The following is a 15,264-nucleotide window of genomic DNA, read 5'->3' as shown; positions in this document are numbered from 1 at the left end:
TCCAAAAAGTTAGTTTGCCACTTATTTTTCAGCGCGAACGACGCGCACGGCATTAGATTCAATAGTTTGTTGTTGTTCTTGGCTGAGTTGCTCGTCAGTAACCAAGACATCAATAGCGTCCCAATCCAGTTCCAAGTTAGGCATACGTCGGCCAATTTTCTCGGACTCAATCATGACAATGACCTCTCGAGACACGTCGGACATGACGCGGCTGAGGCCGGTTAATTCGTTAAACGTCGTTGTACCACGGTCTAAATCCAACCCATCGGCACCAATAAATAGCTGGTCGAAATCATAGGCTCTTAACGTTGCTTCAGCGACTTGCCCCTGAAACGAATCAGAATGAGCATCCCAGGTCCCGCCGGTCATCAGCAAAGTAGGTTCACTTTCTAGTTCATTCAGTGCATTCGCAACATTGAGAGAGTTTGTCATCACAACAAGCCCTTTATAGGCTGCCAAGTGGGGAATCAAAGCCCCGGTTGTACTTCCGCAATCAACAACAATACGGTTGTGATCTTTGATCAGTTGTGCCGCTGCTTCCGCTAGGGACAATTTGACCGTAGAAACTAAGCTGTCCAACTCTTGATTTATTGCTTCCGTTGGTAAGGCCACGGCGCCACCATATCGACGAACTAGCTGACCACCACGTTCTAGCATGGCAAGATCCTTTCGAATCGTAACTTCAGAAGTTTCAAACTTGATCGCTAACTCTTCAACACTGACATCACCTTTTCGGGCAACTAGAGTCGCAATTGCGTTTCTTCGAATTTGAGTATTTCGTTTCGTCATGATCGTCTAAGTTTCGTTTCTATTTCACAATTCTTTCACACCGAAAGGTTATTGTCCAATGTAAATTCGTCTCAGAAGTAACACTTTTACTAGGAATCATAAGCGTAATTGCATATATACCTTTTTAGATAACCCTTGCGGGAAGCAGTAGGTCTAAGTAATAAGTTTCAATTCGAAATCTGGTTAGAAACCACAGTGTACTGACGATGCGAGAGAGCGCACAAAAGTGTAGAAATCTTAGTAGGGACTACCATTATTGTTTGGATAATCACCACACTTAATTTACAATGCAAAATAACTTAGTTACTTCCATTTTAAGAACATTTAAGAATAGGTAGAGTTATGAGACTGATTCCCGTAGCAAATGCGCAGCAAGTAGGAAAGTGGGCAGCACGCCACATTGTAGAAGCGATCAACAATTTTCAACCTACTGCTGATCGACCTTTTGTCCTTGGCCTACCAACCGGTGGCACACCATTAACCACGTATAAATACCTGATAGAAATGTACAACAAAGGCGACGTGAGCTTTAAACACGTGGTGACATTTAACATGGATGAATATGTAGGGATCGATCCAGAGCACCCAGAGTCGTACCGTTCGTTTATGTACAACAACTTCTTTAATCACGTTGATGTGCAAGAAGAAAACATCAACCTACTTGACGGACAAGCTGAAGATATCGACGCGCATTGTGCTGCGTACGAAGAAAAAATGCGTTCTTTTGGTCGCGTTAACCTATTTATGGGTGGTGTGGGCATTGATGGCCACATCGCGTTTAACGAGCCAGGTTCGTCATTGGCCTCTCGCACTCGTATCAAAACCCTCACCGAAGATACGCGCATTGCAAACTCACGCTTTTTTGATAACGATCTAAATCAAGTGCCAAAATATGCACTGACCATTGGTGTTGCGACACTGCTTGATGCAGAAGAAGTGATGATTCTGTCCATTGGTCACAATAAAGCGCAAGCACTGCAGATGGCTGTTGAAGGCAGCGTCAACCACTTGTGGACGGTAACAGCGCTTCAAATGCACAATAAAGCCGTTATTGTCGCTGACGAAGCGGCTCAGCAAGAGCTTAAGGTGAAGACGGTTAAATACTTTAAAGAACTGGAAGCCGAAAACATCCAGGATCTTTAAGCACTGTAAGTTGATCGCTCCCCTCAGCCATTCGATCGACTTTACATAGATTGCTTCTGAATAGAAAAGGCGGTTCAATCATGAACCGCCTTTTGATGTTTACTGCCTAGTGAATCTAATCGACTAACTGGTCAGCGCGTTCTCTTTACACAGTGAATGCATCAACGACGTTACCGCCAATACAATCGTTGAGCGCACTTTTAAAAAGTGTCTTTGCAAGAACATCTGTTTGGAGCTTTCATCCAAACCTTCAATGAGTGCATCAGAAAACTCTAATGGCATGACGCTATGAATTGCCTGCACTCGATTAAGCTCAAACAATACATTGGGATCTACAAAGCTCACGTTTGGCTCATGACGAGCCCACTCTTTTAAAGTGACAAAAACCTCGATATCGTCATAAGTTTGCTTACTGATTCCACCGAACCCCAACAACAACTTGCAGCGGATCAAAACGTCTCCAAGAGGCCCATCCGTGGTGAGCAATGGTTCAACAACGAACTTCACTGCATAGTCATCCTTGTGAAAAATAGACTTCAATACTGCATCCACAGTATCGTCTAGCACATCATAGGCACTAAGCAGGCACTCGTTGGCATTCTGTGATTCAGACAGTGCTTCGAGTAATTCAGTTTCATGTTCAGGAGATATTGGCATTCGTTCAAATACGATGGTTGATAGCGCCGCTTATGCAGCGCTATAGGTGTTATTATTTAAGTGCATTATATGCTTGCTCGGCAAGTGTAACAATTTCCGAGTCCGCTTTCAGCTCTGAATAATGAGCAAGTGTTTGTGCGAAGCCTTTTTCTGCAAACATGGCTTGTAACTCTACAGCTTGTGGGTCATCGTCATTCGTATACAAGAACGCTGCCGCAATACCCTTTAGTAGGTACTCATTGGGTAATCCGTACTCCAATGTTCCGTTTAATGGTTTAACTAAACGATCTTGCGGACTGAGTTTACGAATAGGTTGGCGCCCTACACGATCCACTTCATCGCGTAAGTATGGGTTGGCAAATCGGCCAAGAATTTTCTGAATGTAAGCAGCGTGTGCTTCAGGATCAAAACCATAACGTTTAATCAATACTGCACCACTTTCATTCATAGCAGCGGTCACATCCGCTCGAATCGCATCGTCTTCAATCGACTCTTTGATCGTTTCATGTCCAGCCAACACACCAAGATAAGCGGTGATAAGGTGACCCGTATTTAGAGTGAACAACTTACGTTCTACAAAGGCCATTAGGTTGTCAGTACACTCCATTCCTGGAATGTCTGGAATGTCTCCCTTAAACTGAGTTTGATCAACAATCCACTCGCTAAAGGTTTCTACAGTCACTGCAAGTGGATCGGTTTCGCCTTCTTCTGCAGGAGGGACAATACGGTCCACAGCTGAATCAACAAATCCAATATGTAGGTCTGAAAATGCTTTAGCTTGGTCACTTAAATGACTAAATACTGTCTCTTTAAGCTGACTTGTGCCACGCACCATATTCTCACACGCAATGATATTAAGTGGCACTGTGTTGTTGTTAGCAAGCCGCTTCTCAATGCCATCGGCAATGGTCTTAGCAATAATGTTTAGTACTGTTGGACCTACTGCCGTTGTGACCATATCAACGTCAGCGACTAAATCAGCAATACTTGGATCCAGTGAACTGATGGCAGTTACGTTACTGACTTCTTCAACAACACTGTCTTCACCCACTACTTTTACTGGGTACTGGTTACGCTCAATAAGCGCGTTGACCACTGTTTCATTTACATCTGCAAACGTCACTGCAATTCCTGCGTCAGAGAGCAGTTTTCCAATAAAACCTCGACCGATGTTACCGGCACCAAAATGTAGAGCTTTCATAATTTACCTAACCAATATTCAATGTTTTAGAAACAAAAAGGAGGCCAGAGCAATATAGGGGGAATGCTGGCCTCGTTCACTTAGGAGCGTTGACGAATCAAGTTCAACTTAACCGTTCAGAATTTTTAATACATCTTGTGGGTTAGTTGTTGTTTGAAGCAATGTCACCGCTTCTTCGTCATCTAGTGAATTTGTAATCGCCATCAGCACCATGTTGTGCTCATCGCCTTGCGCCGCAATACCAATGACCATCTTAGCGACATCATCTTCATCCTCACCCCACTGAATACCTTGTGGGTATTGGCAAAATACGATGCCTGTCGTCTTAACATATTGTTTTGCCTCGATGGTGCCGTGTGGCACCGCGATGGACTCACCCAAATAGGTCGAAACCATTTCTTCTCGGGCAAACATACCGTCGATGTACTCAGGCGATACGTAATCCAGCGCGGCCAGCTTTTCACCCGCAAAGCGGATTGCTTGCTGTTTATCTTTGGACTGTAGTCCTAGGAAGATGTTGTCTTCTGTTAATGTTAGCTTGTCTTCAGCTGGTTTTTTTTTTCCTTCAGCGCTTGGGGCTGAAGTAGTTTGAGACTGTGCTTGCTCTAACTCGGCCACCAGATTGTCATAGACGGCAGCGTCTAAGAAGTTACTGAGTGATATGTGGTGAGCACTTGCGACCACAGAGCGAGCTCTGTCAGTAAGGTCACGGTGTGTCACGACAATATCAACATCTTGAGGCAAATTGTTAATGGCTAAGTTTGTCACGCTAATGCCTAGACCAGCAGCTTCTACTTTCTTGCGCAGTAAGCTTGCACCCATTGCACTTGACCCCATACCAGCATCACAGGCAACGATGATTTTCTTCACGTTGCTCATGTTGAAATCTGCAGCAACTGGTGCACCTTTAGAGCCAGCTTTCATGTCTTTCATTTGACTCGCAGCTTGCTCTAGTGAATCTTCATCATCGGTTTGCGCTTGAGTTTTCATTAGCAGCGACGCGACAACAAAAGAGACAGTCGCTGATGCAATGACCGACAGGATTACACCGACGAACGCTGACTTAGGTGTCATCAACAATACTGCGAAGATTGAACCTGGAGAAGCAGGAGAAATTAGACCAGCATCAAATACAACCAGTGTGAATACACCAGTCATACCACCTGCAATTACAGCAAGGATAAGACGTGGGTTCATTAGTACGTATGGGAAGTAAATCTCGTGGATACCACCGAAGAAGTGGATGATTGAAGCACCCGCTGCCGATTGCTTAGCGCTACCACGGCCAAACACCATGTATGCCAACAATAGACCTAGACCAGGACCTGGGTTCGCTTCAATCAGGAAGAAGATTGAACGACCAAGCTCTTCAGATTGTTGGACACCAAGCGGCGTGAAGATACCGTGGTTAATCGCGTTATTTAGAAAGAGGATTTTTGCAGGTTCAACAAAAATGGACGCTAAAGGAAGCAGACCTGCATTCACCATGACGTCTACACCAGCAGCCAATGCGCCAGATAGCATCTTAACAGCGGGGCCTACAACGAAGAATGCAATGATGGCACAAATCATACCAACAATACCGGCAGAGAAGTTGTTGACCAACATCTCGAAACCACTCTTCACCTTACCATCGACAGATGCATCAAACTTCTTGATCGCCCAGCCGCCAAATGGGCCCGCGATCATCGCACCCATGAACATTGGAATGTCAGTACCAACGATAACGCCCATTGTGGTAATTGCACCGACGACCGCACCGCGATCTCCGCCGACAATTTTACCACCGGTATAACCGATTAGTAGTGGCAGTAGATAGGTAATCATTGGCCCAACTAGGGCGGCGAGTGTTTCGTTTGGCCACCAGCCAGTTGGAATGAATAAAGCAGTAATGAAACCCCAAGCGATGAACGCTCCGATGTTTGGCATTACCATGTTGGATAGAAAACGACCAAAGTTTTGTACCTTGATCTTCGCTTCAGGAGAAAGCATAGGGCGACCTCTTGTCTTTTTTGTTATGTTATAAGTTGTGGTAATCGCAATCTTTCGCGATTTCGATTTACCAAAAATCTAACACAAGCATTAGATTTTGCACGTTGCTGGGTTTCTTGTGACTCATATCACATATAAAAAGACACCTAGAAATAAAAACATTGATAGCCATCACAACAAATGAACGTCATAAAATTACACGCCAATTTTAATGACAATGAGAATCATTCATAAGTGACCCAGGTCTCATTTCGGTGCCGAGCGGATAAAAATATAACGTGACAAGCGTCACATAATATTAAAGTCACTTAAAAATAACGCCAATATTGGGTGCTTATTGAGCGATATCTGGCTGTTATTCACCCAAAAACTGATTGAGCAGGCAGGAGTGTAATTTAATTACACAACTATTAACGCTAAATAAAGGAGGTACTGATGTATCGTGCTGCCCTATTTGATATGGACGGTTTGATCTTTGATACTGAGCGAAACATCAAAAGTGCTTGGCAAAAAGCGGCTCAATTGCAGAGCCTCAATATTGAAGACGAATTTTATTCCAACTTCATTGGTGTGAAAGATGTTGAGTGTGAAGGCATGCTTAAGGAATATTTTTTAAACGCCGACTTTAGCCTAGATAAGTTTATTGTAGATAGAGATGGACTCATGGTAGCTCAAAAAAACAACGCTACCGAAGTAAAACGTGGTTTTGATGCGCTTTTTCATCACCTTTTGAACCAACAAATAAAATTAGCCTTAGTAACTTCGTCATCTTTAAGCCAAGTTCAACACCATTTTAAGGGTTACCACTACCTACCTGACTTTAACATGGTCGTAACCGGCGATGACGTGGTTAAAGGTAAGCCCAATCCAGAATGCTATATCCGTGCAATACAGGGATTAAACGTAAAGGCAGAACACTGTGTGGTACTTGAGGATTCTAATAATGGCATGCGTGCGGGTCTCGCCGCTAAATGTGATTGCGTCATGGTCCCGGACCTCACCACACCCAACAGCGCAATTCGCGAGAAAGCAACAGCAATACTCAGTTCTCTAGAACAAGCCATTGCACTGTTTCCGGCTACCCCTAAATAGGTATCACTTCATCAAAATTACACACGGAATGGCTTCGTGCTAACCAGATGATTTATTTCATTAAGAAAAATAATATTTTGAACCAAAACCTTGTTCTATGACAACTCTTAAACCGTGTAATCCTCGGTTTTAAGTGTTAGAATCCGTCACGCTAAGAAATTAAATTACAAAAGACATCACACAATAGCGCCGTAATCTGGTCAAAAATTGCAAATGCTTGCGTGTAATGTTGAAATAGTGGACAGAAATAGGTCACCGTTATGTAATTTAATTACCAAAAAACTGAAAGGGTTACGATACACCAAGACATCATAGTGAAGGCCCCGTGGTACCTCTAAATGGGATTTTTCAGCACAACTGAAAACTTCAACTATGCTGTTTTGGACAGCCCATAAATTTGAATTTATCACTTTGTAAATACTGGAGAAGCACTTCCATGAAAAAGACCAAAATCGTATGTACGATTGGCCCTAAAACCGAATCTGTAGAAAAGCTAACTGAACTTGTTAACGCTGGCATGAACGTAATGCGCCTTAACTTTTCTCACGGCGACTATGCAGAACACGGTACTCGTATCGAAAACTTCCGTAAAGTAATGGAAGGTGCTGGTAAGCAACTGGCTATTCTTCTCGATACTAAAGGCCCTGAAATCCGTACTATTAAACTAGAAGGCGGCAACGACGTTGATCTAGTGGCTGGTCAAGAGTTCACATTTACTACTGACATCTCTGTTGTTGGTAATAAAGACGTTGTGGCAGTAACTTACGCTGGTTTCGCAAACGACCTTTCTGCAGGTAACACCATCCTAGTTGATGATGGCCTAATTGAAATGGAAGTTATCTCAACAACGGATACTGACGTTAAATGTAAAGTTCTAAACAACGGCGCACTAGGCGAAAACAAAGGTGTAAACCTTCCTGGTGTTTCTGTTCAACTTCCAGCTCTTTCTGAAAAAGACAAGAACGACCTTAAATTTGGTTGTGAGCAAGGCGTTGACTTCGTTGCTGCATCTTTCATCCGTAAAGCAGCAGACGTTAAAGAAATCCGTGAAATCCTAAACGCTAACGGCGGAAGCAACATTCACATCATTTCTAAAATCGAAAACCAAGAAGGCGTTGATAACTTTGACGAGATTCTTGAGCTTTCTGACGGCATCATGGTTGCTCGTGGCGACCTAGGTGTTGAAATCCCAGCAGAAGAAGTTATCTTCGCTCAAAAAATGATGATCGAGAAATGTAACCGCGCACGTAAGACGGTTATCACAGCAACTCAAATGCTTGATTCTATGATTCAAAACCCACGTCCAACTCGTGCAGAAGCGGGTGACGTTGCAAACGCAATCATGGACGGTACTGATGCAGTAATGCTTTCAGGCGAAACAGCTAAAGGTAAATACCCTGTTGAAGCGGTAACTATCATGGCTCAAATCGCAAACCGCACTGACTCAGCTCTTAAAGCAGAGCTAGGCTCTCGTCTAGATAGTCCACGTCTGCGCATCACTGAAGCAGTATGTAAAGGCGCTGTAGACACGGCTGAAAAACTGGCTGCACCACTTATCATTGTTGCAACTGAAGGTGGTAAATCTGCTCGCTCTGTACGTAAGTACTTCCCAACGGCAAGCATTGTTGCACTAACAACTAACGCAAAGACTGCTGCACAGCTTGTTCTAACTAAAGGTGTTCGCCCTGTACTTGTTGATTCTATCGACAGCACTGACGAATTCTACAAAAACGGTAAAGAGTACGCTCTTGAGTCTGGTTTTGGTAAGAAAGGCGACATCGTAGTAATGGTTTCTGGTGCTCTTGTAGCGTCAGGCACAACTAACACTGCGTCAGTACACGTACTATAATCGCACCTCGATTACGCTAGATAATAAAAAAAGACTTCTTACGAAGTCTTTTTTTTTGCTTAATATTCAGCAGCTTTGGCAATCCGTTGTAGCTTAATATTTCTTGGCTAGTCCAACACGAGCCCACTAATTAGCCACTCAGTTTGACCTGATTTCGCCCTTGCTCTTTTGCGAGATACAACGCCTTATCGGCACTCTTATAGCAATGGTCCGCGCTGTCCGTCATATCGGCAACACCAATACTCACGGTCACTGCTGGCAACCCCTCTTCCTCAAGGCTCAGATGCTCGCGCAATCTATTTAACACGTTACCAGCCACAGTTTTATCAGTATGAGGCATGATCACCGCAAACTCTTCTCCCCCGACTCGGGCAACAAAGTCAGTGACTCTAAGATTGTCGACAAAATACTTCGCCACTTTCTTTATTACATTGTCGCCAACGTCGTGCCCAAACTGATCGTTGATCGCTTTGAAGTGATCAATATCGATGATCGCTAGCGCTGCAGGTTCTTTAGTTGGGTAGCGCATTTTAAGTGATGCGTATTTATGAAGTTCGTTATCAAACTTACGACGATTCCAAATATTCGTGAGCCCATCATGCTCGCTAAGATAGAGCAGCTTTTCTTCTAGCGCTTTTTGAGAACTAATATCGATGAGAGAAACAATATTAAAACGATAGTTTTTCTCAATAACCCCTCGTTGCTCTCTCACTTGAGTAGGTATTAAGTTCCCATCGGCGCACACAGCCATTAATTCGCCTTGCCACACACCGTGTTTTTTTAATGCCGACTCTCTTTGAGCAAGAACTTGTTCCACACTTGAGGGGACCACCAATTTTTCGTATTTTGTGCCAATCACTTTGCCCGGTGAGTAGCCTGTCATATTGATGAACTCATTGTTTACCTTGACGATGCGCCCTTCCTCATCAGCAATTATCACCGCTGACATACCTTCAAGAGCCGCTTTAGCCAACGTGCTATCGAGCAGCCTCATTTGATACTGGCTTAAGAAATAGACGCCTGGCACCAGCATCAACACACCAATTAAAACAAAAGTAAGAGACTGGGAAATTAAGGCTTCACGCTGATACTTTAGACTGCTTGCGACGATATCATCAGTAATTCGAACGATCCCAATAATCATCTCGTCTTTAGGTAGGTTGTTCAGACGTTTATAAACAATGGTCGTATTATCTGCATACGACACACCCTCTAACTGGTTTTGCATCGCCTTCCAAGTATCTGGGTACAGCTTTGCTACATTGTGGTGAGCGTGGTCAGGTATAATGCCGCCGAACAAAACATTGGTATCTTCTGAAGCAAAAAAGAATCCATGCTCATCGATAACCTCTGCTTCAATGTGATTAAGTGGAGAGTAATTTAGGGCCGATACAAGTCTCCACAAGTTAAACGTCACTACAATGTACCCTTCACGAACACCTTCGAGGGACAGCGGAAAAGAGACGTACATTCTTGCACCTTCAGCAAGAAGTTCTTCATCGACAATGTTAATGCCCCAAGTGCTTATGGTATCGGTAATCGAGTGCGCAAAGTCCTTAAAAGAGGGGTCATCCAGAAAATTGTTGAGCAGTTCTGCCGATTCAAAGCTAATGGTACCCGAGTTCTCATCCAACATAGCAACGACTAACTCTTGACCTTTTTCGTCAATTAGGCGTATTTCGTCAAACCAATGCTGATTTTCGATAACGCTAAACCAGGCCTCTTCAAGCCGCTGTTTATTATCTTTGGACGGCCGCTCTAGCATCTCTGCCACACGATAGTCGGACGCTATAACCTTGGTCAAACTCACAAGCTGCATTCTTACATTGGAAAACTCGCGCCTTGTAAATTCCAGTTGATGCTGTGCCTCGGCAATATATTGTTGCATGAGAGCATCTTCTTTTGTATCCATACGAGTAAAATAAGAAGCAACTACAATGGCAATAAGCACCATCACTGCCAGTACTGAAAAGCGCAACAGTTGAGTGGTTTGAATAAACTTGGTCATCAATAGTTTTAAAACTCGTATAAAAAATGCGCCTCTATTATAACCAAAAGGCGCATTCACACACTGACAAAAAAATAGCAACGATTACGCTTTTAGCGCCCGCTCTCCACGTGCAATGCCTACGACACCACTCCTTGCGACCTCAATCACCTCGGTGTTCTCTGCGATTGACGTTAAAAATGCATCTAACTTATCGCTAGGCCCTGTCAATTGCACGGTGTATTGCTTCGCGGTTACATCGACAATCTGCCCTCTAAATATATCGGCAGTTCGCTTCACTTCCGCGCGTTGTTCGTCTTTGCACGCTTTCACTTTCACCATCATTAACTCGCGTTCGATATGATCAATCTCGGTGACTTCTTGCACTTTTAGTACATCAATTAACTTGTTCAGCTGCTTCTGAATCTGCTCTAGTTGCAGCGTATTGCTTTTAGTCGTGATGTTTAGACGAGATAAGGTTTCATCATCCGTTGGCGAAACAGTAAGTGACTCAATGTTATAACCACGTTGAGAGAACAGCCCTACAACACGTGACAATGCACCGGGTTGGTTTTCCATTAACAAAGAAATGATATGTCTCATTAGGTTCTCTCCGTTTTGCTTAACCACATTTTGTCCATACCTTCGCCTTTAATCTGCATAGGATAAACATGCTCTGTCTCGTCTACATTAATATCAACAAACACCAGTCTGTCCTTCATATCCAGTGCTTGTTTAAGACCGCTTTCGAGATCGCTTGGAGAGGAAATACGAATACCAACATGGCCGTAAGCTTCCGCAATTGCTGCAAAATCTGGTACCGAACTCATGTACGAGTTGGAGTGTCTACCTTGATAGATAATGTCTTGCCACTGTTTCACCATGCCAAGGAATCGGTTATTCAGGTTGATGATTTTCACCGGTATTCCGTATTGCAGTGCGGTAGAGAGCTCTTGAATATTCATTTGAATACTGCCATCCCCGGTCACGACAACCACTTCTTCTTGAGGATGGGCAAATTTAACCCCCATACCCGCAGGTAACCCAAATCCCATGGTGCCAAGCCCACCACTGTTGATCCATTGGCGCGGCTTATCAAACGGATAATACAAAGCCGCAAACATCTGATGCTGCCCAACGTCCGATGCCACGTACGCTTTACCATCGGTTGCTTTATACAGAGCTTCAATGACTTGTTGCGGTTTGATTTTGTCCTCTGAGGTTTCGTAGGCAAGGCAGTGACGATTGCGCCATGCTTGAATCTCTCCCCACCAAGTGTTCATCGCATCGTCATCATTAGTGATGGATTGCTCTTCTAGCAGCTCTACCATAGTGGTTAGAACTTGATCCGCGGAGCCCACAATGGGTAGATCAACGCGAACGTTTTTAGAAATTGAAGAAGGATCGATATCAATATGCGCCACTTTGGCATTTGGACAATATTTTTCTAGGTTATTGGTGGTACGGTCATCAAAACGCACACCAACCCCAAAGATAAAGTCTGCGTTGTGCATCGTCATATTCGCTTCATAGGTACCGTGCATTCCCAACATACCAACCGAGTTTTTGTGCGTTCCTGGAAATGCACCTAGCCCCATTAAAGTGCTCACTACCGGAAGGTTAAGCGCATTTGCCAACTTAATCAGCGGCTCACTGGCATCGGAAATCACCGCGCCACCACCCACATAAAGAACCGGCTTCTTAGCTTCAGAAAGAGCTTTAAGCGCTTTCTTAATTTGCCCTTTGTGCCCCGAAGTTGTGGGGTTGTACGAACGCATTTTCAGCGTTTTAGGGTATTGATAAGGAAACTTAATCAGTGGGTTTAAAATATCTTTGGGTAAATCAATGACCACAGGTCCTGGTCGCCCAGTATTGGCAATGTAGAATGCTTTTTTGACGGTTTCAGCGATGTCTTCGGCTTTTTTCACCAAAAAACTATGTTTGACCACCGGGCGAGAAACGCCAACAATGTCACACTCTTGGAACGCATCGTTACCAATTAGACTGTTGGGGACGTTTCCAGAAATGACGATCATTGGAATGGAATCCATATACGCAGTCGCAATACCGGTGATGGTATTGGTTGCACCCGGCCCTGAACAGACTAAAACCACGCCTGTCTTTCCTGTCGAACGAGCATAACCATCGGCCATATGAGTCGCCGCTTGCTCGTGTCGAACTAAAACATGTTTAATGTGATCGGTTTTGGCATGAAGTGCATCGTAGATGTCTAGAACAGAGCCACCAGGGTAGCCAAAAATTTGTTCGACACCTTCTTCGATGAGGGATTGAACGACCATTTGTGCGCCAGATAGCATTTCAGCACCAGCTGTAGCATCTGGTGTAGGGGGTGTTTTCATATTGTCTCCTTACCCAAGTAATGACTCAATTTCCAAGACATTGCTGTGGTAGTACATAGTAGGACTTATGGTTAGCCTGACCGAGATTCCTACTCGGTGTGCTATGTCAGCGGTGTGGGTTCACACTGCTTCTAACGCCACTGTACCTTTATTGGACAAATTAGATCAACCGTATTTGCATAAAAAAACACCTGCAATGTAGCATTACAGGTGTTTCAGTTAACAATTTGTTATTTTAAGCAATTACTAGCTCTTTTTCTCGTTGTACATCTCTTCGATTTCGTCTTTATAACGTTCATTGATTACTTTACGACGAAGCTTTTGAGTTGGCGTCAACTCGCCTTCATCCATAGAGAATGATTTTGGCAACAGCTTAAATTTTTTCACTTGCTCAAATCGTGCTAATTCATTTTGCAGTGCATGGACACGCTTTTCAAACATCTCAACCACTTCACTGTGCTTAATCAGCTCTAATCGATCGTGATACTTAATGTTTAACTCTTTCGCGTACTCTTCTAGCGCTTCAAAACTTGGCACAATCAAAGCCGACACAAACTTGCGGGTATCCGCAACTACGGCAATTTGCTCGATAAAGTGGTCTTTACCCAGGGTACCCTCGACCATTTGAGGTGCGATGTACTTACCGCCAGAAGTCTTCATCAGCTCTTTAATACGGTCAGTAATGAACAAATTACCCTGCTCGTCAAAGTGACCAGCATCACCCGTTTTCAAGAAGCCATGCTCGTCGAACGTTTTTTCAGTCTCTTCGGGCATTTTATAGTAACCGCGCATGACCATAGGGCCGCGGACTAATATTTCGTTGTTCTCACCGATTTTAACTTCCGCACCAGGCATAACGGTGCCAATAGAGTCAGGGTTAAATTGCTCATCATCCCAACAGGTCACCGTCGCCACCGTTTCGGTCATGCCGTAGCCGAGCTTTACGTTGATTCCTATTGCATGAAAGAAACGACCAATAGTTTCATCCAGTTTTGCACCGCCACAAGGCATGAATTTTATGTTCCCACCAAGTCCAGCTCGCAATTTAGACAGTATCAATTTGTCTGCTAAGGCATAGTTTTTCTTCAATAACCAACCCGGCTTACGTTGCTCTTTCTTGGCTGCAGCCACTTTTGCGCCCATATTTACCGCCCACGTAAACATCAGTTTCTTTACAAACGATGCTTTGGATACTTTTTCGTGGATGGTAGAGAACACTTTCTCATAGAAACGAGGAACTGCCGCCATGATGGTTGGTTGCACTTCCTTTAAAGCTTCTGCCACTTGCATTGTGTCTTTTAAGTAGACATTGGTTGCGCCGGTATACAACACATAGAAAGACCATGCTCGCTCAAATACATGTGATAGCGGTAAAAACGCGAGTGACACATCCTCAGGTGAGAGGCTTAAACGCTCATCATGGGACTTTAATTGGCTGGCAAAGTTAGCGTAATCAAGCATAACGCCTTTTGGTTGCCCTGTAGTACCAGAGGTGTATATCAAGGTAAGCAGGTCATCAAAATTAGCGTCATTTAAACGCTGTTCAAGTTGATCGTTGTTAACCGACCCTTGCTCGAGAAACTCAGCCCAATGATAGCTGTTTATCTCGTTACTAAGCGTAATATTCTCATCCATAGCAACCACAAGTTCTAATTGCGTGCATTCATCGAATATACTTAGAGCAGCGTCATATTGCGCTTGTTCACCCACAAACAAAATCTTAGCGTCAGCATCTTGGATAATGTAAGACGCTTGTTTTGGGGTATTGGTTGGGTAAATAGGTACGGTAACGGCTCTAACTTGCAGCGCGCCGACATCAGCGATGCTCCATTGGGGCATGTTGTTTGAGAAGATAGCGACTTTATCTTGAGGCGCAATGCCGTTCACTATCAGTGCTCTAGATACTGCATCTAACCGTTCACCAAATTCACTCCAACTTATGTCTAACCACGAGCTATCCTGCTTGTAGCGTAGTGCGGGTTTCGTTTTGCCCGCAACTACCTGTTCGCGGATTCTTTTGACAATATGATAAGAGGAATTTTGCATAGACTCACCGGTTGGGCTTACACTTGTAAGCTAATAATCGCCACAAGTGTACAACCGTTCGCTCAAAACGCAATCAAAATCTTACCGCTTAGAATGTAACCAAACATTGCTAGTTTATCCGTTGAACAAAACAGGGCTTCTACTGCTA

The 15,264-nt window shown here is 43.9% G+C and carries 11 protein-coding genes; 3 read left to right on the top strand and 8 right to left on the bottom strand.

All coding sequences use genetic code 11. From position 1 onward, the window contains the following. Window positions 1-21: 21 nt before the first annotated feature. The gene (locus ST37_RS18780; RefSeq protein WP_084889076.1) at window positions 22-789 is read right to left on the bottom strand and encodes a DeoR family transcriptional regulator; all 768 of its coding nucleotides are present in this window, start codon (window positions 787-789) and stop codon (window positions 22-24) included. 342 nt (window positions 790-1,131) lie between these two features. On the opposite strand from ST37_RS18780, the gene nagB reads away from it, so the two are divergent. Then, window positions 1,132-1,932, top strand: a complete 801-nt coding sequence (gene nagB, locus ST37_RS18775; protein WP_084889075.1) for a glucosamine-6-phosphate deaminase — start codon at window positions 1,132-1,134, stop codon at window positions 1,930-1,932. 123 nt (window positions 1,933-2,055) lie between these two features. Here nagB and ST37_RS18770 read toward each other — a convergent pair whose 3' ends face one another. From ST37_RS18770 to ST37_RS18760, 3 genes are all read right to left on the bottom strand, one after another. Then, a complete protein-coding gene (locus ST37_RS18770) occupies window positions 2,056-2,589 on the bottom strand; it encodes an MltR family transcriptional regulator (RefSeq protein WP_084889074.1) in 534 nt (177 codons plus the stop codon). A gap of 52 nt (window positions 2,590-2,641) precedes the next feature. Then, window positions 2,642-3,790 carry a mannitol-1-phosphate 5-dehydrogenase gene (locus tag ST37_RS18765; protein ID WP_084889073.1) on the bottom strand — a complete coding sequence of 383 codons (1,149 nt, stop codon included), beginning with the start codon at window positions 3,788-3,790 and terminating at the stop codon, window positions 2,642-2,644. Window positions 3,791-3,898: 108 nt separating this feature from the next. Beyond that, window positions 3,899-5,782, bottom strand: coding sequence for a PTS mannitol transporter subunit IICBA (locus ST37_RS18760; RefSeq protein ID WP_084889072.1), 1,884 nt, complete (start codon window positions 5,780-5,782; stop codon window positions 3,899-3,901). Between the two features lie 435 nt (window positions 5,783-6,217). Here ST37_RS18760 and ST37_RS18755 point away from each other — a divergent pair, with 435 nt between their 5' ends. Together ST37_RS18755 and pykF are read left to right on the top strand one after the other, a co-directional pair. Beyond that, window positions 6,218-6,874, top strand: coding sequence for an HAD family phosphatase (locus ST37_RS18755; protein WP_084889071.1), 657 nt, complete (start codon window positions 6,218-6,220; stop codon window positions 6,872-6,874). Window positions 6,875-7,310: 436 nt separating this feature from the next. Further along, window positions 7,311-8,723: a pyruvate kinase PykF gene (gene pykF / locus ST37_RS18750; RefSeq protein ID WP_084889070.1), complete on the top strand. Its 1,413-nt coding sequence runs from the start codon at window positions 7,311-7,313 to the stop codon at window positions 8,721-8,723. Window positions 8,724-8,853: 130 nt separating this feature from the next. Here the strand turns inward: pykF and ST37_RS18745 are convergent, their stop codons facing one another. From ST37_RS18745 to ST37_RS18730, 4 genes are all read right to left on the bottom strand, one after another. Further along, window positions 8,854-10,731 carry a sensor domain-containing diguanylate cyclase gene (locus ST37_RS18745; RefSeq protein WP_084889069.1) on the bottom strand — a complete coding sequence of 626 codons (1,878 nt, stop codon included), beginning with the start codon at window positions 10,729-10,731 and terminating at the stop codon, window positions 8,854-8,856. 84 nt (window positions 10,732-10,815) lie between these two features. Then, window positions 10,816-11,313, bottom strand: coding sequence for an acetolactate synthase small subunit (gene ilvN, locus ST37_RS18740; protein ID WP_084889068.1), 498 nt, complete (start codon window positions 11,311-11,313; stop codon window positions 10,816-10,818). Further along, window positions 11,313-13,028 carry an acetolactate synthase 3 large subunit gene (locus ST37_RS18735; RefSeq protein WP_143698256.1) on the bottom strand — a complete coding sequence of 572 codons (1,716 nt, stop codon included), beginning with the start codon at window positions 13,026-13,028 and terminating at the stop codon, window positions 11,313-11,315. Before ST37_RS18735 ends, ilvN begins: the two co-directional genes overlap by 1 nt. Window positions 13,029-13,316: 288 nt before the next feature. Next, window positions 13,317-15,116, bottom strand: a complete 1,800-nt coding sequence (locus ST37_RS18730) for a long-chain fatty acid--CoA ligase (protein WP_084889066.1) — start codon at window positions 15,114-15,116, stop codon at window positions 13,317-13,319. Between the last annotated feature and the right edge of the window lie 148 nt (window positions 15,117-15,264).

This window comes from Vibrio sp. qd031 (assembly GCF_002100145.1).
Taxonomy (GTDB): Bacteria; Pseudomonadota; Gammaproteobacteria; order Enterobacterales; family Vibrionaceae; genus Vibrio.
Note: the sequence above shows the minus strand (reverse complement) of the source record. Positions and strands in the feature narration are given on the sequence as shown.

Coding starts and splice junctions, on each gene's coding strand:
- ST37_RS18780 (WP_084889076.1), bottom strand. CDS start 789: ATGACGAAACGAAATACTCAAATTCGAAGAAACGCAATTGCGACTCTA.
- nagB (WP_084889075.1), top strand. CDS start 1,132: ATGAGACTGATTCCCGTAGCAAATGCGCAGCAAGTAGGAAAGTGGGCA.
- ST37_RS18770 (WP_084889074.1), bottom strand. CDS start 2,589: ATGCCAATATCTCCTGAACATGAAACTGAATTACTCGAAGCACTGTCT.
- ST37_RS18765 (WP_084889073.1), bottom strand. CDS start 3,790: ATGAAAGCTCTACATTTTGGTGCCGGTAACATCGGTCGAGGTTTTATT.
- ST37_RS18760 (WP_084889072.1), bottom strand. CDS start 5,782: ATGCTTTCTCCTGAAGCGAAGATCAAGGTACAAAACTTTGGTCGTTTT.
- ST37_RS18755 (WP_084889071.1), top strand. CDS start 6,218: ATGTATCGTGCTGCCCTATTTGATATGGACGGTTTGATCTTTGATACT.
- pykF (WP_084889070.1), top strand. CDS start 7,311: ATGAAAAAGACCAAAATCGTATGTACGATTGGCCCTAAAACCGAATCT.
- ST37_RS18745 (WP_084889069.1), bottom strand. CDS start 10,731: ATGACCAAGTTTATTCAAACCACTCAACTGTTGCGCTTTTCAGTACTG.
- ilvN (WP_084889068.1), bottom strand. CDS start 11,313: ATGAGACATATCATTTCTTTGTTAATGGAAAACCAACCCGGTGCATTG.
- ST37_RS18735 (WP_143698256.1), bottom strand. CDS start 13,028: ATGCTATCTGGCGCACAAATGGTCGTTCAATCCCTCATCGAAGAAGGT.
- ST37_RS18730 (WP_084889066.1), bottom strand. CDS start 15,116: ATGCAAAATTCCTCTTATCATATTGTCAAAAGAATCCGCGAACAGGTA.